General features: G+C 71.3%; 16 protein-coding genes. 5 read left to right on the top strand and 11 right to left on the bottom strand.

All coding sequences use genetic code 11. The annotated features are described in order from the left end of the window. Window positions 1–33: 33 nt before the first annotated feature. Complete coding sequence (locus ACZ4N5_RS20510; protein WP_467758482.1) at window positions 34–1,488, bottom strand: APC family permease; 1,455 nt, start codon at window positions 1,486–1,488, stop codon at window positions 34–36. Between the two features lie 199 nt (window positions 1,489–1,687). Here ACZ4N5_RS20510 and ACZ4N5_RS20505 point away from each other — a divergent pair, with 199 nt between their 5' ends. Both ACZ4N5_RS20505 and ACZ4N5_RS20500 read left to right on the top strand, forming a co-directional pair. After that, complete coding sequence (locus tag ACZ4N5_RS20505) at window positions 1,688–2,869, top strand: ROK family protein (RefSeq protein ID WP_467758481.1); 1,182 nt, start codon at window positions 1,688–1,690, stop codon at window positions 2,867–2,869. A gap of 490 nt (window positions 2,870–3,359) precedes the next feature. Next, window positions 3,360–6,086, top strand: a complete 2,727-nt coding sequence (locus ACZ4N5_RS20500) for a glycoside hydrolase family 2 protein (protein ID WP_467758480.1) — start codon at window positions 3,360–3,362, stop codon at window positions 6,084–6,086. 53 nt (window positions 6,087–6,139) lie between these two features. On the opposite strand, the gene ACZ4N5_RS20495 is transcribed toward ACZ4N5_RS20500, so the two are convergent. Then, on the bottom strand, window positions 6,140–7,588 hold the full coding sequence (locus tag ACZ4N5_RS20495) for a hydrolase (protein WP_467758479.1): 1,449 nt from the start codon (window positions 7,586–7,588) through the stop codon (window positions 6,140–6,142). Between the two features lie 229 nt (window positions 7,589–7,817). On the opposite strand from ACZ4N5_RS20495, the gene ACZ4N5_RS20490 reads away from it, so the two are divergent. Further along, window positions 7,818–8,081 (top strand): GlsB/YeaQ/YmgE family stress response membrane protein, encoded by a 264-nt coding sequence (locus ACZ4N5_RS20490; protein WP_467758478.1) that lies wholly within the window; start codon window positions 7,818–7,820, stop codon window positions 8,079–8,081. Between the two features lie 458 nt (window positions 8,082–8,539). Then, complete coding sequence (locus tag ACZ4N5_RS20485; protein ID WP_467758477.1) at window positions 8,540–9,421, top strand: GNAT family N-acetyltransferase; 882 nt, start codon at window positions 8,540–8,542, stop codon at window positions 9,419–9,421. A gap of 255 nt (window positions 9,422–9,676) precedes the next feature. Here the strand turns inward: ACZ4N5_RS20485 and ACZ4N5_RS20480 are convergent, their stop codons facing one another. The 8 genes from ACZ4N5_RS20480 to ACZ4N5_RS20445 all read right to left on the bottom strand — a co-directional run bounded on the left by ACZ4N5_RS20480 (window position 9,677) and on the right by ACZ4N5_RS20445 (window position 16,867). Continuing rightward, on the bottom strand, window positions 9,677–10,588 hold the full coding sequence (locus tag ACZ4N5_RS20480) for an NAD-dependent epimerase/dehydratase family protein (protein WP_467758476.1): 912 nt from the start codon (window positions 10,586–10,588) through the stop codon (window positions 9,677–9,679). A 73-nt stretch (window positions 10,589–10,661) separates the two neighbouring features. Next, window positions 10,662–11,438, bottom strand: a complete 777-nt coding sequence (locus ACZ4N5_RS20475) for a GNAT family N-acetyltransferase (RefSeq protein ID WP_467758475.1) — start codon at window positions 11,436–11,438, stop codon at window positions 10,662–10,664. 229 nt (window positions 11,439–11,667) lie between these two features. Further along, complete coding sequence (locus ACZ4N5_RS20470; RefSeq protein ID WP_467758474.1) at window positions 11,668–12,303, bottom strand: MFS transporter; 636 nt, start codon at window positions 12,301–12,303, stop codon at window positions 11,668–11,670. A gap of 300 nt (window positions 12,304–12,603) precedes the next feature. Continuing rightward, window positions 12,604–13,554: a catechol 2,3-dioxygenase gene (locus ACZ4N5_RS20465; protein ID WP_467758473.1), complete on the bottom strand. Its 951-nt coding sequence runs from the start codon at window positions 13,552–13,554 to the stop codon at window positions 12,604–12,606. Between the two features lie 9 nt (window positions 13,555–13,563). After that, window positions 13,564–14,649 (bottom strand): 4-oxalomesaconate tautomerase, encoded by a 1,086-nt coding sequence (locus ACZ4N5_RS20460; RefSeq protein ID WP_467758472.1) that lies wholly within the window; start codon window positions 14,647–14,649, stop codon window positions 13,564–13,566. Further along, entirely contained in the window at window positions 14,646–15,356 is a 711-nt protein-coding gene (locus tag ACZ4N5_RS20455; protein WP_467758471.1) for a 4-carboxy-4-hydroxy-2-oxoadipate aldolase/oxaloacetate decarboxylase, read from the bottom strand. The genes ACZ4N5_RS20460 and ACZ4N5_RS20455 overlap by 4 nt, the downstream gene beginning before the upstream one ends. Further along, complete coding sequence (locus tag ACZ4N5_RS20450) at window positions 15,353–16,141, bottom strand: PIG-L deacetylase family protein (RefSeq protein ID WP_467758470.1); 789 nt, start codon at window positions 16,139–16,141, stop codon at window positions 15,353–15,355. Before ACZ4N5_RS20450 ends, ACZ4N5_RS20455 begins: the two co-directional genes overlap by 4 nt. Before the next feature lie 75 nt (window positions 16,142–16,216). Then, window positions 16,217–16,867, bottom strand: a complete 651-nt coding sequence (locus ACZ4N5_RS20445) for a GntR family transcriptional regulator (protein WP_467758469.1) — start codon at window positions 16,865–16,867, stop codon at window positions 16,217–16,219. A gap of 315 nt (window positions 16,868–17,182) precedes the next feature. On the opposite strand from ACZ4N5_RS20445, the gene ACZ4N5_RS20440 reads away from it, so the two are divergent. Next, window positions 17,183–17,617: a cupin domain-containing protein gene (locus ACZ4N5_RS20440; protein ID WP_467758468.1), complete on the top strand. Its 435-nt coding sequence runs from the start codon at window positions 17,183–17,185 to the stop codon at window positions 17,615–17,617. Between the two features lie 285 nt (window positions 17,618–17,902). On the opposite strand, the gene fusA is transcribed toward ACZ4N5_RS20440, so the two are convergent. Next, entirely contained in the window at window positions 17,903–20,005 is a 2,103-nt protein-coding gene (fusA, locus tag ACZ4N5_RS20435) for an elongation factor G (protein ID WP_467758467.1), read from the bottom strand. Window positions 20,006–20,155 lie beyond the last annotated feature (150 nt).

Genomic DNA, 20,155 nt, shown 5'->3' with positions numbered 1-20,155 from the left:
TCGGTGTCGCGCGTCCGGGGGCGCCCGGGGCCGTCACGCCCCGGCGGGCGCCGTCTCCGGAGCCGGCGCCGCCAGGTACTCCTCGGTGACCTCCTTCGGGCCGAACGGCCACACCTTCTCCAGGCGCGCCCAGACGACGAAGGCGACGAGACCGAGGGCGAGCCAGGCCAGCGACCACTCGATGGGGTGACGGCCCGGGGAGTTCTTGTCCGCGTAGCCGTAGATGGTGAGCCAGCCGGCGAGGGCCAGGAAACTCGGCACGGGGTAGAGCCACATCTTGTACGGGCGGCGCAGGCCCGGCTGCCGTTTGCGCAGCACCGACAGCGCGACGACCTGGGCCAGCGCCTGGACGATCACCATGACCGTGGTCAGCAGCTGGATGAGAGTGGCGAGGTCGGTGTGGCGGCCGATCAGGAACCCGATCGCCGTGATGACGCCCATGGTGGCCAGTCCCAGCATCGGGAAGCGGTGCTTGGGGTGCAGCTTGGCGTACGGGCGGAAGAAGACGCGCTCGCGGGCGGCGTCGTAGGGCACCCGCGAGCCGCCGAGCAGCCCGGTGAAGACCGAGGCGAACGCGGTGATCAGGATAAGGACGGTGACCGTGTCGGCGGCGCCCTTGCCCCAGGTCTCCTCCATGACCGCCGAGGCCACCGAGGTGGAGGCGATGTCGCCGGGGTCCTTCATCCGGTGCCAGTCGATGACGCCGAGCGTGCCGATCTGGAGCAGCAGGTAGATCGCCATGATGCCGAGGATCGAGTAGATGATGGAGCGGGGCAGGGTGCGGCCGGGATCCTTGATCTCCGCCCCCATGTACGCGGTGGTGTTGTAGCCGAGGTAGTCGTAGATGCCGATGGTGAGGCCCGCCGCGAAGCCGATCCAGAAGTGACTGCCGGAGAGCTCGAAGGCGTGCGCCGGGTAGGTGAAGGCGAGGTCGGCGCTGAAGTCGGTGGCGGCGGCGACGATCACCAGGAACACCGAGGTGATCATCACGGCCCACATGACGGCGGTGATCCGCGCGATGTGCTCGATCCCCCGCCACAGCAGGACGACGACGACGGCGACCATGCCGAGTCCGATGAGGTCGCCGGTGGTCTTGCTCATGTCGGGGGCCAGATAGCCCAGGTACTGGACGAAGCCGACCACGCCCGTGGACATGATCAGCGGGATGAAGAGCATCGCCGTCCACACGAACAGGAACGGCATCAGGCGTCCGGTGCGGTACTGGAAGGCCTGGCGCAGATAGACGTAACTGCCGCCGGAACCCGGCATGGCAGCGCCGAGTTCGGCCCAGATGAGCCCGTCCGCGAGTGCCAGCAGAGCGCCGGCGACGAACCCGATGACGGCCTGCGGACCGCCGAACGCTGCGACCATCAGGGGGATCGTCACGAACGGCCCGATGCCGCACATCTGGCTCATGTTGATGGCGGTGGCCTGGAACAGGCCGACTCGGCGGACGAAACCGCCGGTCGGTGGCGGGGTACCGGACACGGGTCCTCCTCAGGACAGGACGCGGGGAGAGGTACGAGGTGACGGCCGGCCTCGACGGCGGCCGACGGATCAAGGGCGGCGGGTGACCGGCCGGCGCTGGGCTCCCCTTGGTTCGCCCGGCGAGGCTGACTGGGCGATAAAGTTAAGGAGCCTTACTAAGCGCGTCAAGGGGGCGTCAGGAATGAGTGAGAATGGTCCGATGCCCGCCAGCGACACCGCAGAGCAGCCCGAACAGCCCTGGAACCGCCGGCGGCTGCGCAGCACCAACGAGCGACTGCTCCTCGACCGGCTGCGCACCGGCGGTGCCGCCTCGCGCGCGCAACTCGCCCGCGAGACGGGCCTGTCCAAGCCGACGGTCTCCAGCGCGCTCGCCGCACTGTTGGAGGCGGGACTCGTCCACGAGGTCGGAACGCATGCCCCGGAGCGCGGCAGAGTGGCCGTCCTGTACGCCCCCGACCCCGCGGCCGGGTACGCGCTCGGCATAGACATCGGCCGCAGCTGGCTGCGCGTCGCGGTCGCCGATCTCGACGGCGCGGTGGTCGCGCGCGCCGACGTGCGCAACCGCGCCCGTACCTCCGGCGCCATGGCCGACCTCGTGGTCTCCACCGCCCACCAGGTCGTCGCCAACTCCGGTGTCGGCGCGCACGAGGTGGCCCACGCGGTGGTGGGCACGCCCGGCGTGTACGACGAGAAGCAGCGCCGGGTGCGGTACGCGATGCATCTGCCCGGGTGGGGGCGGGCGGGGCTGTTCGACCGGATGCGGGAGGAGCTGGGCATCCCGCTGGAGGTGCACAACGACGCGAACCTCGCAGCGCTCGGCGAGTACACGTACGGGGTCGGCGCGGGCAGTCGGCTGTTCGCGTACATCATGATCGGTACCGGCCTCGGCATGGGCGTCGTCAGCGAGGGACGGCTGTTCACGGGCGCACACGGCGGGGCCGGCGAGATCGGTTTCCTGCCGTGGCCCGGTCGGCAGAAGCCCGAGACCCTGGAGGACGCGGTGTCCGGCGAGGCGGTCGTCGAAGCCGCCCGGCAGTTCGGCATGACCGGGCAGCTGACCGCGAAGGCCGTCTTCGACGCGGCTCGGGAGGGCCACGGGCCCGCGGTCGAGGCGGTCCGGCTGGAGGGCGAGCGGATCGCGCACACGGTGGCGGCCGCGACGGCTGTGCTCGATCCCGACCTGGTCGTTCTGGGCGGCGGGGTCGGCCACAGCGTCGATCTGCTGCTGAAGCCAGTCCGCGAGACCCTGCGCGCCCTCACACCCCTGCGCCCGAGGATCGCACCCGGCCGTCTGGGCGAGGACGCGGTGCTGCTCGGCGCGGTGGCCACGGCTCTGGGCACGGCGCGCGATGTGGTGTTCGAGCGCAGGTCGGCCTCCTGATCCGGAGACGGCGCCCGCCGCGCGCGGCACAACGGGCTCGCCCGGCACAAGTGGCGCGCCCCGCACGACCGGCAGAGTCAACGCGGTTGAACGGGTCGGCGCGCCCGGCAGGGTCGGCATCTCCGGCACGGTCGGACCGGCCGGGACGCCGGCGCGCCTAGCCCGGCCGGACCGGTCGGCTCGGCCGGCACGCCCGGCATGCTGGCTCGGTCGGCTCGCTCGGGCTCGGTCGGGCTCGCTCGGCACGCTGGCGCGGTCGGCACCCCCGGCACCCCCGGCACGCCGGCGCGGTCGGAGCGGTCGGCACGCTGGGGGCCCATGCGAGGCGGGGGCCGGGAGCCGCGCGAGGAAGGGCCGCCCCGCTGTGATTGACGGGGCCGGTGATTGACATGGCTTACTCACCGGCCTAGCTTGTGGACCCTAGTTAGTAAAGTTTCCTAACTTGCAGTGCCGAAGCGCGGATGCTCCCCCACCTCCCAAGGAGATCACCGTGTTCCACCGCCCTGCCTCCCGGCGGCGCCTCGCCACGGCCGCCGTCGCCCTGGGCCTGCTGTGCACCCTCTCCGCGAGCGCCTGGGCCGACGGGCCCGGCAGCGAAGCGGCCGCCGTGCCGCACGTCCGCGTCACACCGGTGGCCTCCGCACCGGGCAGCGCCACGGCGTTGTCCGGGTACGCGATCCAGTCCAGCGCCAAGGTCCTCGACCCGGCGTCCGCCGTCTCCAGCCCCGGCTATCGGGTGAGCGGCTGGTACCCGGCCGGCTCCCGTTCCACGGTCCTCGCGGCGCTGCTCGCGAACGGGACCTACGCGGATCCGTTCTACTCGACGAACCTGCGGAAGATCCCGAAGGCCGACTTCACCGTGCCCTGGTGGTACCGCTCGGACTTCACGGTCACCGACACCTCCGAGCGCAGTCATCTGGACTTCAGCGGAGTCATCTCGGCGGCGGACGTCTACGTCAACGGCCGTCGGGTCGCCGACGCCGCCGAGGTGGCCGGCGCCTACACGCACCACGAGCTGGACATCACCTCGCTGGTGCGCGCGGGCACCAACACGGTCGCCTTCCGAATCCGGCCCAACGACCCGAACAAGAACCTGACCATGGGATGGATCGACTGGCTCCAGCCGCCGCCCGACCAGAACATGGGGATCGTCCGGGACGTCCTCGTGCGCCGCGGCGGCCCGGTCGCGCTGCGCGACGCGCATGTGCTGACCCACCTCGACGTCCCCTCGCTCGGCTCGGCGGACCTCACGGTCAAGGCGCGGGCGCGCAACGAGACCGGCTCGGCCGTCACCGCCACGGTGTCCGGCCGCATCGGCCCGGTGTCGTTCTCGAAGACCGTCCCGCTCGCGGCCCACCAGACGAAGGCGGTCACCTTCTCGCCGTATGACGTCCCCGGGCTGCACCTGAATTCACCGAGGGTGTGGTGGCCGGCCGGCATGGGCGGGCAACCGCTGTACGGCCTCGATCTGACCGCCTCCGTCGCCGGTGCCGCCTCCGACACCGCGCACGAGGACTTCGGCGTCCGCGACGTGAAGGCGCCGCTGAACTCCGACGGCGCCCGGCAGTACAGCGTCAACGGCCGCAGGCTGCTCATCAAGGGCGGCGGCTGGTCCCCGGACGAGTTCCTGCGCTGGGACCGCGGGTACGTCGAGGACCGGCTGAGGTACGTGCGCGACCTGGGCCTCAACACCATCCGCCTCGAAGGCCACATCGAGCCGGACGAGTTCTTCGACCTCGCCGACCGCTACGGCATTCTCACCCTGCCCGGCTGGGAGTGCTGCGACAAGTGGGAGGGACAGGTCAACGGCACGGAGACCGGCGACAAATGGACCGCCGCCGACTACCCGGTCGCCAAGGCGTCGATGGCCGCGGAGGCCGCCCGGCTGCGCGACCACCCGAGCGTCATCTCCTTCCTCATCGGCAGCGACTTCGCGCCGGACGCCAGGATCGAGAAGACCTACCTCGACGCACTGAAGGCGGCCGACTGGCCGACCCCGGTGGTCGCCGCGGCCTCCGACAAGTCCTCCCCCGTGTCGGGCAGTTCGGGCATGAAGATGACCGGGCCCTACGACTGGATCCCGCCGGGCTACTGGTACGCCAAGCGCGAGGGCGGCGCCACCGGCTTCAACTCCGAGACCGGTGCGGGCCCCGACATCCCCACCCTCGACACCCTGCGCCGCATGATGTCGCCCGCCGAACTGGACACCCTCTGGAAGAACCCGGACGCCAGGCAGTACCACCGCTCACCGTCCCCGGTCTTCGGCACCCTCAAGATCTACGATGCCGCCCTCGCCGGCCGCTACGGCGCGCCGACCGGTCTCACCGACTACGTACGCAAGGCGCAGCTCGCCCAGTACGAGAACGTGCGGGCGCAGTTCGAGGCGTACGGGCGCAACGCCACCGACTCCTCGAAGCCCTCGACCGGGGTCGTCCACTGGATGCTCAACAGCGGATGGACCTCGCTGCACTGGCAGTTGATGGACCGTTATCTCGACCAGGGCGGGGCCTACTTCGGGGCGAAGAAGGCCAACGAGCCGCTGCACATCCAGTACTCGTACGACGACCGGTCCGTCGTCGTCGTGAACAACCGGCACGCGTCCGCGTCAGGCCTCACGGCGCGGGTCACGCTCTTCGACACCGACGGCACACAGCGGTACGACAGGACGGCGACCGGTGTCACCGTGCGCGGCGACGGGGCGCGCGGCACCGCGCTCACGGTGCCGTCCACGGTGAGGGGTCTGTCGACGACGTATCTGGCGCGGCTGGTCCTGCGCGACGCCGGGGGCAGGGAGGTCAGCCGGAACGTCTACTGGCTGTCGACCCGGCCGGACACCATCGACTGGGCGCACACCGACTGGTACTACACGCCGACGACGAGTTACGCGGACCTCAAGGGGCTCAGCTCCATGGCCCGGGTGCCGGTTTCGGCCTCGGTGTCGACCACTTCCGGTCCCGGCGGGACGTCCACGACCAAGGTCGTCCTGCGCAACGCGGGGACCGGGATGACGCCCTCACTCCTCACCGACGCGCATCTCGTGGACGCCAAGGGCAGGCCGGTGCTGCCGGTGCGGTGGTCCGACAACCAGGTGAGTCTGTGGCCGGGCGAGTCGGTGACGCTGACAGCGACCTACCGGACGGCCGACCTGCACGGAGCCGGGCCCGCGGTGCGGATCTCCGGGTGGAACACGCCGGAGCGGACGGTCCGGGCCCCGTAGAACGGCGCGAGGGGCGGGCCCGGTTCCGGGCCCGCCCCTCGTCCGGCCTGTACTCAGCTCACATTGAGCGCGGTGTCGTCCAGGACGAACGACGTCTGGAGCGTGGAGCCCTCGACGCCGGTGAACTTGATCGTGACCGTCTGCCCGGCGTAGGTGGTGCCGAGGCTGAACGTGCGCTGCGCGTACCCGGACGCGGCGTTCAGGTTCGAGTACGTGGCCAGGGTCGACAGCACGGTGCCGCTGCTGTTGACGACCTGAGCCTTGAGGGTGTCGTACGCCGTGGTCGTGGTCGTCTCGGCCGTGTCCACGTGCAGATAGAAGCTCAGGGTGGCCGAGCAGCCCGAGGGAATGGTCACGGCCTGGGACAGCGTGTCGGTGTTGGCCGAGCCGTAGCCGTTGAGCCACGCCTTGTACGAGCCGGTGCGCGCCGCCTCACTGGAGCTGTTGGTGATCACGCCGCTGGTGGCGGTCCAGGACGTGCTGCCGGACTCGAAACCGGGGTTGGCGAGCAGCTGCGCGGCCGTGCAGGTGCCGCCGCCACCGCCCCCGCCACCACTGCTGCTGGTGCCCGCGAGCCAGTCGGTGGCGTTGAGGGCGAGCGCGGCGTTGGTGGCGCCGGTGTCGTTCCAGCCGTCGTACAGGGTGTTGCCGGACTGGCCGGTACCGTCGTCGATGGGTGAACTGTCGCCCCAGAAGGCGACCTTGCCGCTGCCGAAGGTGCTGGTCGCGAAGAACGCGCCGGTGCTTCCGGAGTAACCGGTGCGGTACACCAGGCCCTTGACGGCGGAGTTGTCGGCCGGCTTCAGCGTGGCCGTGGTCCCGTCCGCGATCAGGCTCTTGGTGACGGTGCCGAACGAGCCGTGCAGGACCGCGTTGGTGCTGTCGCTGATGGCGGTCGGGTAGTCGGAGCTGACGTCCAGCGTGTCGATGGAGAAGCCGAACGGGTCGGTGCTGTCGACGCTGTTGTTGGTCATCAGGTCGTTGAAGATCTCGACCGCGTCGTAGCCGTCGCTGTTGCGGTCGGCGCCGGTGTGGTCGGAGATCATGAAGAGGCCGCCGCCGTTCTTGACGAACGTCATGATGGCGGTCTTCTCGGCGGTGGTGAACAGCGTGTTGGGCTCGGGCAGCACCAGCTCGTCGAAGTTCGACAGGTCGGTCGCGGCACTGCCGCCGTAGGTGAGGCTGGAGCCCGAAGGCAGTGTCTTCAGGCTGTAGTTGCCGGTCTTCTGAAGGGCCACACCCCAGGAAGAAAGGGCACCCGTCCAGGAAGTCTCCGAGGTCGGGCTGGAGTTCTGGCCGAGCGGGTCGGGCTGGCTGGTGGAGATGATCCAGTCGGCGTTGCCCGCGGTCTCGGCGTGGCCGTTGTCGAACAGGACGCGGTGGGGGGTGGCCGCGTGGGCGGGGATGGCGGTGGCCGCTTGAACAGCGGCGCCCGTGATGAGCAGTCCGAACACGGCCAGTGCCGTGGTGAGTCTGTGGCGGGACTTCCTGAATCCGAGCATCCGGCGAACCTCCGTCAGAGTGGGGAGAGGCGGTGCGGGCGCTAAGTCTGCGCGCGTAGAACGGAAGTTGGCCGTCCTCCGTTCAACAGATTATTGAACGGTACATGACTAAATGGCGGCTGCACAGGGTCCGGCCGGGTCCGCCACGGGGTGGATGCGCGGGAGCGGACTGGCTCCGCGCGATGCGGGCAGATACATAACTGCGGGGGACCGACCAAGAGGGGCGGAGATGGAGATCTCGGGCATCATCAGTGCCATCCTCATCGGCATCATCATCGGTGTACTGGGCCGGCTCGTCGTGCCGGGACGCCAGCGCATCGGCATCCTGTGGACGATCGCGGTCGGCATCGTGGCCGCGTTCATCGGGTCGGGTGTCGCCGCCGCGTTCGGCGTCGCCGACACCAAGGGCGTCGACTGGATCGAGTGGCTCATCCAGATAGGCCTGGCCGCACTGGGTGTCGCGGCACTGGACCGGACGAGGGGGAGGCGCTGAGCGGCCTGGCGCTGACGGGGCCGGGGGTCGGTGACGAGCCGGGGGTCGGCCGGCGGGCCGGGCTCAACTGACGGGCCGGGACTCGGCTGACAGGCCGAGGCTCAGCCGACGGGCCGGGACTCGACCGACAAGCCGGGACAACCGACGGGTCGGGCTCAATCGACTGGCGGGCTCGGCTGACAGGCCGAGGCTCAGCCGACGGGCGGGGCTCAACCGACAGGCCGGGGCTCGACCGACAAGCCGGGACTCATCCGACGGACCGGGCTCAACCGGCTGGCGGGGCTCAACCGACGGGCGGGCGGCTGACAGGCCGCGGCTCAGCCGACAGGTCGGGGCCCATGGCGCGGAGTGACGGATGGAATGCGGGGCGGCGCCCGCTGAATTCCGTTGCGGGGCGCGGGTGTGTCCGGCTACGGTCTGCGGGCTTCGCACCCTGCGCCCGACGCCACGGAGAGACCTTGCCGCCACGCATCACGCCGTTGACCGATCCCGAGACCGCCGCGTCGAGCCGACGTCTGGCCTGGCTCGCCTCGGACGCCGAAGGGGTCCCGGTGGGCTCGGCGTTCCTGCGGCTGTTCACCAAGGAGGGTCAGGATCATCGCGCCGAGCTGGAGATCGCCGTACACCCCGCCGAACGACGCACGGGAGTGGGCGGCGCTCTCCTGGACGCCGCCGTGACCGCCGCGCGGAGCGACAAACGGCGGTCACTTGTCTCCCAGGTCACGGCCGGCTCTCCCGGCGACCGGTTTCTCGCGGCGCGCGGGTTCCGCCAGGCGCTGGCCCTGACGTTCGCCCGCCTCCCACTGCCGGAACTGGACCTCGGGACCGTGACAGGGATCACCGAACGCCCGCACCCGGGCTACGAGTTGACGCACTGGGACGGCGTCGTGCCGCCCGAGCTGGCGCACACCTACGCCGACTCCCGGCGGGCCATGGACGACATGCCGATGGAGGACAGCGACCACGGCATCGACGTCTGGGACGTGGAGCGGGTCGTGGCGGTGGCCGAGGTCGTCCTCGAACGGGGCGACGCGCTCCACACGGTGGCCGTGGTGGACCGCTCGGACGGTTCGATCGTCGGATTCTCGGAACTCGTCGTGCCGGGCGACGGCCGGGGCGACGCCCAGCACTACGGAACGGGCGTCCTGCCCGAGCACCGCGGCCATGGCCTCGGGCTGTGGATGAAGGCGGAGTCGATCCGCCGGACCCGTCTGCGGTACCCGGAACTCTCCGGCCTGCTGACCGATACGGCCGACAGCAACGCGCCCATGATCGGCATCAACGACACACTCGGCTATCTGCCCACCCACCGGGAACTGGAGTACCGACTGGACCTCTGAGGGTCCGGGGTCCGGGGTCCGGGGGCAGATGTACGAGGGGGCCGGGAGTCCGGGCGGCCCGGCGTGCCCGGGCGCGGAGTCGGAACCTGGAGCCCGAGCCCGAGCCCGAGCCCGAGCCGGAACCGGAACCGGAACCGGAACCGGAATCGGAATCGGAGCCGGACCGGGACGTGGCGGGGTGCCGGGCTTCCGCGTCTCGCCGTCGTCGGCGAAGGCCGTATTCGGCGGAGTGCCGCCGACGAGAGGACGTCAGGGTCAGGCGGCGGCCTTGAGGGCGGCGAGACCGTCGTAGGCGGACGGGTACACGGGCGTCCAGCCCAGTTCCCGCTCCGCCTTCGCCGACGACACCCGCAGGGTCGTCCGCATCACCACATGCGCGTACGACATGGGCTTCATCATCCACAGCGGTACGGTCATCGGCTTCGGCAGGCCGAACTCCTCGGCCACGGCCCGGACATGGGCCGCGAAACCCAGCGGCGTGCGGTCGGCGACGTTGTACGCCTCCCCCGGGCGGCCCCGTTCCACGGCGGCGGCCACCGCGCGCGCAGCGTCGGCGAGGTCGACCCAGGGCAGGACCCGGCCGTGGTCGTCGGCCACGGGGAGCCGCCTCCCGCGCAGCATGGGCAGCAGGGCGTCGGTGCCACCCTCGCCGTAGAAGAGGCCGAAGCGCAGTGCGATCCCCTCCAGACCGGCGGCCTCCAAGGTGAGGCGCTCCTTGATGCGCATGGCCGCGATGTGCCGTTCCAGTTCGGGCGAGGCCCCCTCGGGCCCGAAGGTGTCGGTCTCGGTGACGACCCGGTCGCCGTGGTTGCCGAATCCGTACCCGAAGACCATCGACTCGGCGACGAGCCGGCGTGCGCCGGTGGCCCGCGCGGCCTCGACCAGGTGGGCGGTGCCGTCGACGCGCAGGGCGTCGGTCGCGTGCATGTCGCGGTGGCGCAGAGGGGCCTTGCGCAGGGCGGTCGCGGCCAGCACGACCGTGTCGTAGTGCTGTCCGTCGACGGCACGCAGCAGCGCGTCGCGGTCCATCAGATCGGCTCTGACACCGTTGGCGGGGCCGCGGCCGAGGCCGGTGACTTCATGGCCCGCTTCCGTCAGGGCCCGGGTGATGTGCCGGCCGAGGACACCGCTCGCACCGGCCAGGAGAATGCTCTGGTTCGTTGTCATGTCGATGCGACGGATCGCGGACGCCGGGATGTGACACGGGCCCGGGTCCGTCCCCGCGGAGCGGCGGCCGGCGTCACCCTTCGTAGACGTACGGGGTGGTCGTGGTGAGCGGCTGGAAGCCCAAGCGGGTGAGGATCGGGCGGCTCCGGCTGGAGGCGTCGACCTGGACGTAGCGGTAGCCGCGCTCCGCGGCGACCCGGGCGCGGTGGGCGACGAGGGCGCGGTAGATGCCACGGCCCCGCCAGGCCTCGACGGTGCCGCCGCCCCACAGCCCGGCGAATCGGGCCCCGGGCAGGAGTTCCATGCGGGCCGCGCTGACGGGAACGTCGCCGGCGAGGGCCACGACGGCTACGCCCGTGTCCGCGTCGCCGGTGAGCTGGGCGAGCAGTTGGTGGCGCAGGAGGGTGCTGTCGCCGCCGAAGGCCTGCTCATGGACTTCGGCCATCAGGGCGACGCCCGCGCGGTCGGTGACCGGCAGCAGCCGTACGCCCTCGGGCGGTTCGACGTCGAGGGCCAGATCGCCCAGCTCGGCGATCATCAGCGTCTCCTCCGGCTCGGCGACGAAGCCCGCCGCCCGCAGCCGCTGCCCCAGGTCCTCCGGCCGGTCGTGGCCGTACAGCTTCCACTCGAAGCCGCCCCCGAGCCCGGAGAAGAACCGCACCTGTCCGGCGATGGCCTCGTCGGCGCTCGTCTCGTCCAGGTCGGACCAGAGCACCCCGTTCCAGCCCTTGTCGGCGCCGACCTGGCGCACCACCTTGCCGACGCGCTCGACCCGGGCGCCCGGCGCGTCGGGCCGCGCGCGTTCCCGCATGTCCCGGTCGAACAGGGCCAGTACCGCAACGTGATCCATGGGGTCACTCCAGCACCCCGGGACGAACGGGGCAACGGGAATATGCGGCCCACATGGCGGTCGGGAAGGACGTCGTGGCCTGGCGGTCGGGAGCGACGCCGTGGCCCTGCGAAAGGGAGGGGCTCCGTGATGGGGCGGCTCCTCCGCCTCCGACGCACCCCCGACACGAGGGCGTCCGGGCGGATCCTTTGTCAGGCCCCGCCCGGACGCCGGTTCCACGCCGCTCCGGTCAGCCGGTGGCGGTCAGCTCCTGGTGCCGCACGGCGCTCGGGGGCGTCACCTGGACGCGGCGCAGGCCGGTCAGGCTGACGAACACCAGGGAGAAGACACCCGCGAGGGCGAAGGCGGTGAAGCCCGCGGTGGTCGAGCCGGTGGCGAGCAGTTGGCCGCCGAGCCAGGGGCCGAAGACGGCGCCGAAGCGTCCCATGCCGGAGGTCCAGCCGACCGCGGTGGCGCGGTTGTCGTCGTCGGAGCGGTGCGCCACCGTGGCGTAGATCATCGCTTGCGCCGAGAAGAGGAAGAGTCCGGTCAGGAAGACGACGGTGTAGGTGAGGGGCAGCGCCATCTTGAAGCTGAGGGAGTAGATCCCGACGGCGGTGGCGCCGAACCAGATCGCGGAGATCAGCGAGCCGCCGAACTTGTCGGTGAGGCGGCCGCCGATCAGCATGCCGAAGGTGGCGTAGGAGCCGACGTCGCCGGCCTTGCCGGGGTCGATGCCGAGCGCCTTCGTCTCCAGCATGTGCGGCAGCACGGAGCCGTAGATGAACATGTCGAGGCCGTCGAAGAGGACGACCAGCCAGCAGAGGCCGACGACCAGTGCGGCCAGTCTGCTGCCGCGAGCGGGCAGGGCGAGGGAGGAGGACATCGTTGTTTCCTCTCGTCCAGGAGGCGTGGGCCCTGGATGGGGATCGGGAACGCGGGTCGACGCGGCTCGTGCGGCTGACCCGATGGTGCGACAGACGCTAAGGAGCGAACTCCCGGAGTGTCAACGCTTTTGTCAACAATCCAGGAACCAATCAGGCCACCGTCCGAGACCGTCGCACAGGCAGCTGAGAAGCAGGTGAAAGCGCACGCGGGCGGCACACGTCCCATGCCGCCCGCGTGTATGTACTGGCTTGATCTGGTCGCTCAGTTGACCGTCCGGCAGGAAGCCGCCAGTGGCCGGTCAGCCGATGGGCGGGGTGCCGTGGGTGTGGAAGGACTCGATGGTCTTCAGACCCCAGGCCTGGCCCTTCTTCCGCTCGTCCTCGGTCCACGTGATCAGCGGCCAGTCGGGGGCCAGGACGAGGCGGGTGAGCGGGTTGCACAACTCGACACGGTTGCCACCGGGTTCGTAGACGTAGAGGAAGAACGTCTGCTGGATGGCGTGCTTGTGCGGGCCCGTCTCGATGAACACGCCGGTGTCGATGGCGAGATCGGCGGCGCGCAGGATGTCCTCACGGGTGTCCGTGGCGAACGCGATGTGGTGCAGGCGCCCGCTCGAACCCGTCCAGTCCTCCGTGTAGACGACGTCGTACGACTTGTTGCTGAAGGTCAGCCACTGGGCGGCGATCCGGCCGCTGTCGAGCTGGATCTGCTCGGTCGGGCGGGCCCCGAGCGCGTCACGGACGAAGTCTCCGTTGGCGGCGACGTCGGAGGCGAGGTAGTTCACGTGGTCCAGGCGCCGGACGCCGACCCCGTGACCGGGCTTGGCCTGCGGCTGGTTCTTGAGGCCGGGCTTGAGATGGTCGGGCGCCTGATACCACTCGCTCTCCCAGTACAGGGCGAGTTCGTGGCCGTCGGGGTCGGTGGTGACGTAGACGGGGCCGAGGCCGGGCTCGTCGTTCACCCAGCGGCCCTCGCGGCCGGCGCTCTCGATCTCCTTGACCCGGCGCCGCAGGGCCTCCTCGCTGGAGGCGCGCAGGGCGGTGCGGCGGATGCCCGAGGTCGTGTGGGCGGTGAGGGTCAGGCTGTGGTGCTCGTAGTCGTCCCAGGTCCGCAGGTAGACGGAGTCTCCGGAGCGGCCGTTCTCGGTCAGGCCGAGGTAGTCCGTGAAGAACCGGACGCTGGCGTCCAGGTCGGGGGTGAGCAGTTCGACGTGCCCGAGGTGGGCGATGTCGCCGAGCGGCGGGGCCATGGGGCCTCCTCAGTGTTGTACGGCTCCGGTCGGCCGGGGGAAGACCGTGCCGTCGAAGATCTTGCGGGCGGTGCGGACGACGGCGGTGCGCCGGGCCACGGGTGGGGCTCCCCCGGGGCCGTACTCGACACCGGCTTCGATGTCGAGGAATCCGGTGGGGTGTTCGATACGCAGCCGGTCGCCCCGTTCGGGCGGGTGTGCCACGGCGTGCCCGACGCCACCCTCCACGCGCAGCCCGGCGGCGACGCTCGCGGCGCCGAGGACGCCGATGGAGGTGTGGCAGCGCACCGGGATGAAGGTGCGGGTCATGACGGTTCCGCCGGCGCGCGGCGGAGCGAGCAGGGTCAGCTTGGGCACGGGGGCGTTCTCGTCGTCCCCGAGGCCCATCAACTTGCCCGCTTCCAGCCGGATTTCGCGGAGTCGCCCGGCCAGGGTCCGATCCTCGTCCAGGTCCTTCGGACTCTCGTACCCGGTGACACCCAGCGAGGACGCGGCGATCAGCACGGTCGGCATGCCGTTGTCCACGCAGGTGACCGGAGTGTCGGCGACGAGGTCCCGGGCGTGGCCGGTGGGCAGCAACGGAGCGCTTCCCTGCGGGAATTCGATCACCACGGGCGCCGCGGTCCCCGGCACCCCGGAGATCTCGGCGGAGCCCTCGTAGACCACGCGCCCGCCCTCGGTGGGGAAGCTCGCGTGCGCGAAGTCACCCGAGTTGACCATGCGGATGCGTACCGACGTACGACCGTCCCCCGGCTCGACCAGTCCGCGTTCGACGGCGAACGGGCCGACCCCGGCGAGGATGTTGCCGCAGTTCTGACGATCCGACACCTCCGCCTTCTCGAGGGCGACTTGGAGGAAGAGGTAGTCCACATCCGCGGCGGGGTCGGCGGAGACCGAGACCACGGCCACCTTGCTGGTGAGCGGATGCGCGCCGCCCAGACCGTCGATCTGGCGCGGATCGGGGCTGCCCATCACGCGCAGCAGCAGGTCGTCGCGTTCGGCGGCGTCGGCGGGCAGGTCCCCGGCCAGGAAGTAGGCGCCCTTGGAGGTGCCACCGCGCAGGAGCATGCAGCGCACCTCCTCGGCCCCGCTCACGGCGCGGCTCCGTCCCGCACGTACTCGTCGTACGTCGTGTACGTCACGCCCAGGCGTACGAGGGTCTCGCGCAACCCGTAACGGTCCAGGCCGAGTTCGCCGTCGAGGAAGGCGGCGCGGGCCAGCGCCTCCTTGCGCTCACGGGCCTCGGACGCCTCGGCGGTCCGGCGGGCGCTCTCACGGGGCACGCACACCACGCCGTCGTCGTCGGCGAGGATCACGTCGCCCGGCCGGACGATCTGGCCGCCGAGGACCACCGGGACGTTGACGGAGCCGCCGGTCGCCTTCACGGTGCCCTGCGGGCTGACCGCGGCGGACCAGGCGGGAAAGCCCATCCCCCGCAGTTCGGCGGTGTCCCGGACGCCGGCGTCGATGACCAGGCCGCGCACGCCGCGCCGGTGGAGCGCGGTGGCGAACAGCTCGCCGAACATGCCGTCGGTGGAGGGCGAGGTGGTGGTGACGACCAGGATGTCGCCCTCGCCGCACTGTTCGACGGCGGCGTGGATCATGAGGTTGTCGCCGGGCCAGGACAGCACGGTGACCGCGGTGCCCGCGACGCGGATGCCCTGCTGGATGGGACGCAGATGCGTGCCGAGCAGACCGGTGCGGCCCATCGCCTCGTGCACGGTCGCGGTGCCGTATCCGGCGATCGCCTCGACGTCCTTCACGTCCGCCTTCGGCGGGCCGGTGACGATCACGCCGCTCATGCCAGTTCCTTCGCGATCTGCGGGAAGGGACGCATGTACGCCTCGGCCCTGGTCCGGTGGGCCAGGCCCAGGTTGGGGCCCGCGTTGCGCTTGAGCTGCACCCCGCGGCGTACGGCGAGGTCGGTGTAGTAGTCCCACAGGTGCTGCTGGGCGCCGAGGCATTCCATCGCCCTGCGCTTGGTCTCCCACACCTCGGTGATGTCGAGGAGCACTTCGGGCCGGAAGCCGCTCATCTCGGGCTGGTGCGGTTCGAAGTAGAAGACGGGCGGGGCGCCGATGATCTCGCCCTCGCCGGGGTAGCCGATGGCCTGGGCGAGGACACGGGCCTCCAGCGCCATGCGGTTGGCGGCCGGGTGATCGCCGTTGTACGGGTCCTCGGTCGGGTGGGTGAGCACGACGTCCGGCTGGGTCTCGCGGTAGACCGTCACCAGGCGGTCGGTGAGCTCGGCGGTGGCGGTCAGCGGGTAGTCGCCGGCGTCGAAGAAGCGGACTGCGGCGCCGAGCTTGGCGGCGGCCTTCTCGGCCTCCTCGCGGCGTATCGCCTTGATCTCGTCGAGCTTCTTGCCCTCACGCCAGGCCTTGGCGGACTCGCCGCGCTCGCCGAAGGTCAGGCACGCGATGGTGACCTTCTCGCCCCGGGAGGCGGCCAGGGCGATGGCTCCCCCGGCCCGCCACACGAAGTCTCCGGCGTGCGCGGTGACGACCAGGGTCGACCGTGCTGGGCGCCCCCCTGGCTCGGGCCGGTCCGAGGGTTCGGGGGCGGCGGGCGCGTTGCCGTGCGTCATTGCAGCAATCTCCTTGGTGGACAGGTGGGCGCCCGCCTCGGCTGTCCGTCGTACCGCGCGTCGCCGCGCGGCACGTCAGTCGCGCAGCGCTTCGATCACACTGCCGAGGTGAGCGCGGACGGCCGCTTCGGCCGCCTGCGGGTCCCTGGCCGCGATCGCCTCGATCATGGCCAGGTGTTCACTCAGGGACTGCTGCGCACGACCGGGGCGCAGCGCCAACTGGAACCGGTGGCGCACCAGTTGGGCGTTGAGCCGTTCCAGGAGTCCGACGGCCGTCTGCTGGCCGGAGAACTCCCTGATCCGGGCGTGCACTTCGTGGTTGAGCTCCGAGTAGGTGACCGGATCGCCGTCGGCGACCGCCTTGACCATGGCGGCGCCCAGGTCGGCCAGTTCGGCGAGCTGGTCGTCGGTGGCCGCGACGGCCGCCTTGGCGGCGCAGAGCCCTTCGAGCGCCATACGGCACTCGGTGATGGCGACCGCTTCCTCCACGGTCACCACCCGCACGCGTGATCCGCGGTTGCGGATCCGCTCGACCAGTCCCTCCGATTCCAGCTCGATGAGTGCCGCCCGTGCGCTGGCCCGGGTGACACCGAACTGCTCGGCGAGCTCGTTCTCCACCAGCCGCTGGGCCGGTGCCATGTCTCCGCGCAGAATCGCCTGCCGCAGCTGCACCAACGCGTGCTGCTTGGCCTGCTCGCCGGTGCCTGGACGGGCTTCCGTCTGCATTGCTGCCCTCCCTGAGTGAGTGCCTGTCGAACGTAAATCTAGACCAACAAGATTGTCAACAATTTTGTTCGGCATGTTGCCGACACGCTTGCGCGACCCTCGGTGCAGACCTGACAGGCGTTCCGATCGCCGGCCCCTTCCGCTTGTGGTGCGCGAGGGACGGCCTCACCATGAACCTCGACCGCCGGGGTCCGCAGGGCCGAGGCAGTCCGCCCCTCGCCCGCGCCGCGGACCGGACTCCGGGAATCCCGGCGCGGGTGCGGCACGCTCCACAGCGCGAACGCCAACTCACCTTCGGCCGAAGGGACTTACCGCATGCGCGCCTCGCTCCGCACCGGGTCGGCAGGGATAGCGGCCCTGTGTCTGTCACTCGTCGCCGTTCCCGCTCACGCAACTCCTCCCGGCCCCGGGGTCAGCGGCAAGATCATCTCGCAGACCACCGTCGACGGCACGGACTACACCCTCCGGGAGATCACCATCCCGCCCGGCCAGGCGACCGGCTGGCACTACCACGACGGCCCGCTCTACGGCTACGTCAAGCAGGGCACCCTCAGCCATTTCGACTCGACGTGCGCGAAGGACGGTCTCTACCGGACCGGCGACTCCCTCACCGAGCCGCCCGGCCCCACGAACGTCCACATCGGTCGCAACCTCGGCACCAAGCCGCTGGTCCTGGACGTCCTCTACGTACTGCCGCACGGCGCGCCCTTCTCCGAGGACGCCCCCAATCCCGGCTGCGACTTCGAATAAGGCCCGAGGACCCGATCCCTACGACGGTCGCCCCGGCCCGCGCCACGGTGTACCTGCCGACGTCCTACGGGCCGCCACCGCCGGTGCGCGTCAACTTCCGCGGCGGCGGCCACGTGCTGCCGCTGACGGAGCTGGACGACCCGATGTGCCGCCTCGCGATCGGCGGGCAGAGTGCGGGCGGCGGCCTCGCCGCTGTTCGACTCCTCCACCGCGCTCGTGCTGGAAATGAGGACGGCCCCGCCCTTGTCGGGGCGGGGCCGTCGTCACGCGTGGAACCGCGCGCGGCTACCGGGCCGGTGCCCCTTGCGAGGGCGCCGGGGCGAGGCCGGTGGGCCGGGTGGTGAAGACGCCCCGGCCCTGGGTCCGGCTGCGCAACCGGGTCGCGTAGCCGAAGAGTTCGGCCAGCGGCACGGTGGCGGTGATCACCGCCGTACCCACGCGGGTGAGCGAGCCGGAGACCCGGCCGCGCCGCGCCGCGAGGTCGCCGAGCACCCCGCCGACTGCGTCCTCGGGCACGGTGGCGGTGACCTCGACCACCGGTTCCAGCAGGACCATGGCACTGGCGCGCAGCGCCTCACGCAGCCCGAACCGGCCGGCCGTGCGGAACGCCATCTCCGAGGAGTCCTTCGCATGGGTCGCCCCGTCCGTGAGGGTGACGCGCAGCCCGGTCACCGGGTGCCCGCCGAGGGGACCCTCGGCGAGCGCGTCCCGGCAGCCGGCCTCCACGGCACGGACGTACTCCTGCGGCACCCGGCCGCCGACGACCGTCGAGGCGAACACGAAGCCCGCGGGACTCCCCTCGACACCGTCGGGGTCGGTCCCCAGCGGCTCCACGTCGAGGACGACATGGGCGAACTGCCCCGCGCCGCCGTCCTGTTTGACATGCCGGTACACCAGACCCGACACCCCTCGGACCACCGTCTCCCGGTAGGACACCCTCGGGCGCCCGACGGCGACGTCGAGCCCGTGGGCGCGCCGGATCTTCTCCACCGCCACCTCCAGATGCAGTTCTCCCATGCCCGACAGCACCGTCTGCCCGGTCTCGGGGTCGGTGCGGACGACCAGCGAGGGGTCCTCCTCGACCAGCCGCGCCAACGCCGACACCAGACGGTCGGTCTCGGTGCTCCTTCGTGCCTCGACCGCCACGGACACCACCGGATCGGCGACGACCGGCGGTTCGAGGAGCAGCGGCGCCGCGGGGGCGCACAGCGTCGCCCCGGCCCGGGCGGACTTCGGCCCGATGACGGCGACGATGTCACCGGCCACCGCGCGCTCCAGCTCCGCGTGGCGGTCGGCCCGGACGCGAAGGATCCGTCCGATCCGCTCGGTGCGTCCCGTGCCCACGTCCACCACCGTCTGTCCCTTCTCCACCGTGCCCGCGTAGACACGCAGATACGTCATCCGTCCGGTGGCGGTGGCGTTCACCTTGAACACCAGCCCCGCGAACGGCGCTTGTGGGTCGGCCGCCCGTTCCTGCTCCGCGCCGCCGTGCGTGCCGCGGACGGCGGGCACGTCGAGCGGCGAGGGCAGGTAGGCCACCACGGCCTCCAGCAGCGGTTCGATCCCGCGGTTGCGGTAGGCCGAGCCGCACAGCACCACCACGCCCTCGCCGGTACGGGTCAGGTCGCGGAGTGCGGCCGAAAGGGTCCGTGCCGAGAGGGTGGAGCGGGCACAGAACTCCTCCAGGGCCGCCGGGTGGAGTTCCGCCACCGCCTCCTCCAGCAGACGGCGTCGTCGGCGGGCCTCCTCCAGCAGGTCCTGCGGCACCGGGATCTCCTCGGCCGACTCGGCGCCGTCGGCCCACACCAGCGCGCGCATCCGGAGCAGATCGACCACGCCCGTGAAGGCGTCCTCCGTGCCGATCGGCAACTGGACGACCAGCGGCGCCGGATGCAGCCGTTCCCGGATCGACGCGACCGCGGTGTCGAGGTCGGCGCCGGCGCGGTCCAGCTTGTTCACGAAGGCGATCCGCGGGACGCCGTGCCGGTCGGCCCGCCGCCACACCGACTCGCTCTGCGGCTCCACGCCCGCCACGGCGTCGAACACCGCGACGGCGCCGTCGAGGACACGGAGCGAGCGCTCCACCTCGTCGGAGAAGTCGACGTGGCCCGGGGTGTCGATCAGGTTGATCCGGTGGCCGTCCCAGGCACAACTGACGGCCGCGGCGAAGATGGTGATGCCACGGTCGCGCTCCTGGGAGTCGAAGTCGGTGACGGTGGTTCCGTCGTGGACCTCGCCCCGTTTGTGGGTGGTCCCGGTGAGGTAGAGGATCCGTTCGGTGACGGTGGTCTTCCCCGCGTCGACATGGGCGAGGATGCCCAGGTTGCGGACGGTGGCGAGGGGGTCGGTGAAGGGGTCGGTGAGGTGACGGTGCAGGTCGGTACGCACGGCCCAGGGCCTTTCGGACGATCCGGAGAACGGGTCGGCGCGATTCCCGGACGACACACCTGAGTTCAGGCGGGGACAGACCTCCGGCGGGCAGGCTGCACGGCGACCGGGCATGCGGTCGCCACCGTACGGGCGGAGGTCAGAAGGTCG

This window comes from Streptomyces sp. NPDC026500 (assembly GCF_055567635.1).
The sequence above is the reverse complement of the archived record's forward strand: the minus strand, read 5'-3'. Positions and strand labels throughout refer to the sequence as shown.

What these genes read in the sequence shown, in the direction of transcription:
- ACZ4N5_RS20505 (WP_467758481.1), top strand. Translation starts at nt 1,688, where the DNA reads ATGCCCGCCAGCGACACCGCAGAGCAGCCCGAACAGCCCTGGAACCGC.
- ACZ4N5_RS20495 (WP_467758479.1), bottom strand. Translation starts at nt 7,588, where the DNA reads ATGCTCGGATTCAGGAAGTCCCGCCACAGACTCACCACGGCACTGGCC.
- ACZ4N5_RS20490 (WP_467758478.1), top strand. Translation starts at nt 7,818, where the DNA reads ATGGAGATCTCGGGCATCATCAGTGCCATCCTCATCGGCATCATCATC.
- ACZ4N5_RS20480 (WP_467758476.1), bottom strand. Translation starts at nt 10,588, where the DNA reads ATGACAACGAACCAGAGCATTCTCCTGGCCGGTGCGAGCGGTGTCCTC.
- ACZ4N5_RS20475 (WP_467758475.1), bottom strand. Translation starts at nt 11,438, where the DNA reads ATGGATCACGTTGCGGTACTGGCCCTGTTCGACCGGGACATGCGGGAA.
- ACZ4N5_RS20470 (WP_467758474.1), bottom strand. Translation starts at nt 12,303, where the DNA reads ATGTCCTCCTCCCTCGCCCTGCCCGCTCGCGGCAGCAGACTGGCCGCA.
- ACZ4N5_RS20465 (WP_467758473.1), bottom strand. Translation starts at nt 13,554, where the DNA reads ATGGCCCCGCCGCTCGGCGACATCGCCCACCTCGGGCACGTCGAACTG.
- ACZ4N5_RS20455 (WP_467758471.1), bottom strand. Translation starts at nt 15,356, where the DNA reads ATGAGCGGCGTGATCGTCACCGGCCCGCCGAAGGCGGACGTGAAGGAC.
- ACZ4N5_RS20450 (WP_467758470.1), bottom strand. Translation starts at nt 16,141, where the DNA reads ATGACGCACGGCAACGCGCCCGCCGCCCCCGAACCCTCGGACCGGCCC.
- ACZ4N5_RS20445 (WP_467758469.1), bottom strand. Translation starts at nt 16,867, where the DNA reads ATGCAGACGGAAGCCCGTCCAGGCACCGGCGAGCAGGCCAAGCAGCAC.
- ACZ4N5_RS20440 (WP_467758468.1), top strand. Translation starts at nt 17,183, where the DNA reads ATGCGCGCCTCGCTCCGCACCGGGTCGGCAGGGATAGCGGCCCTGTGT.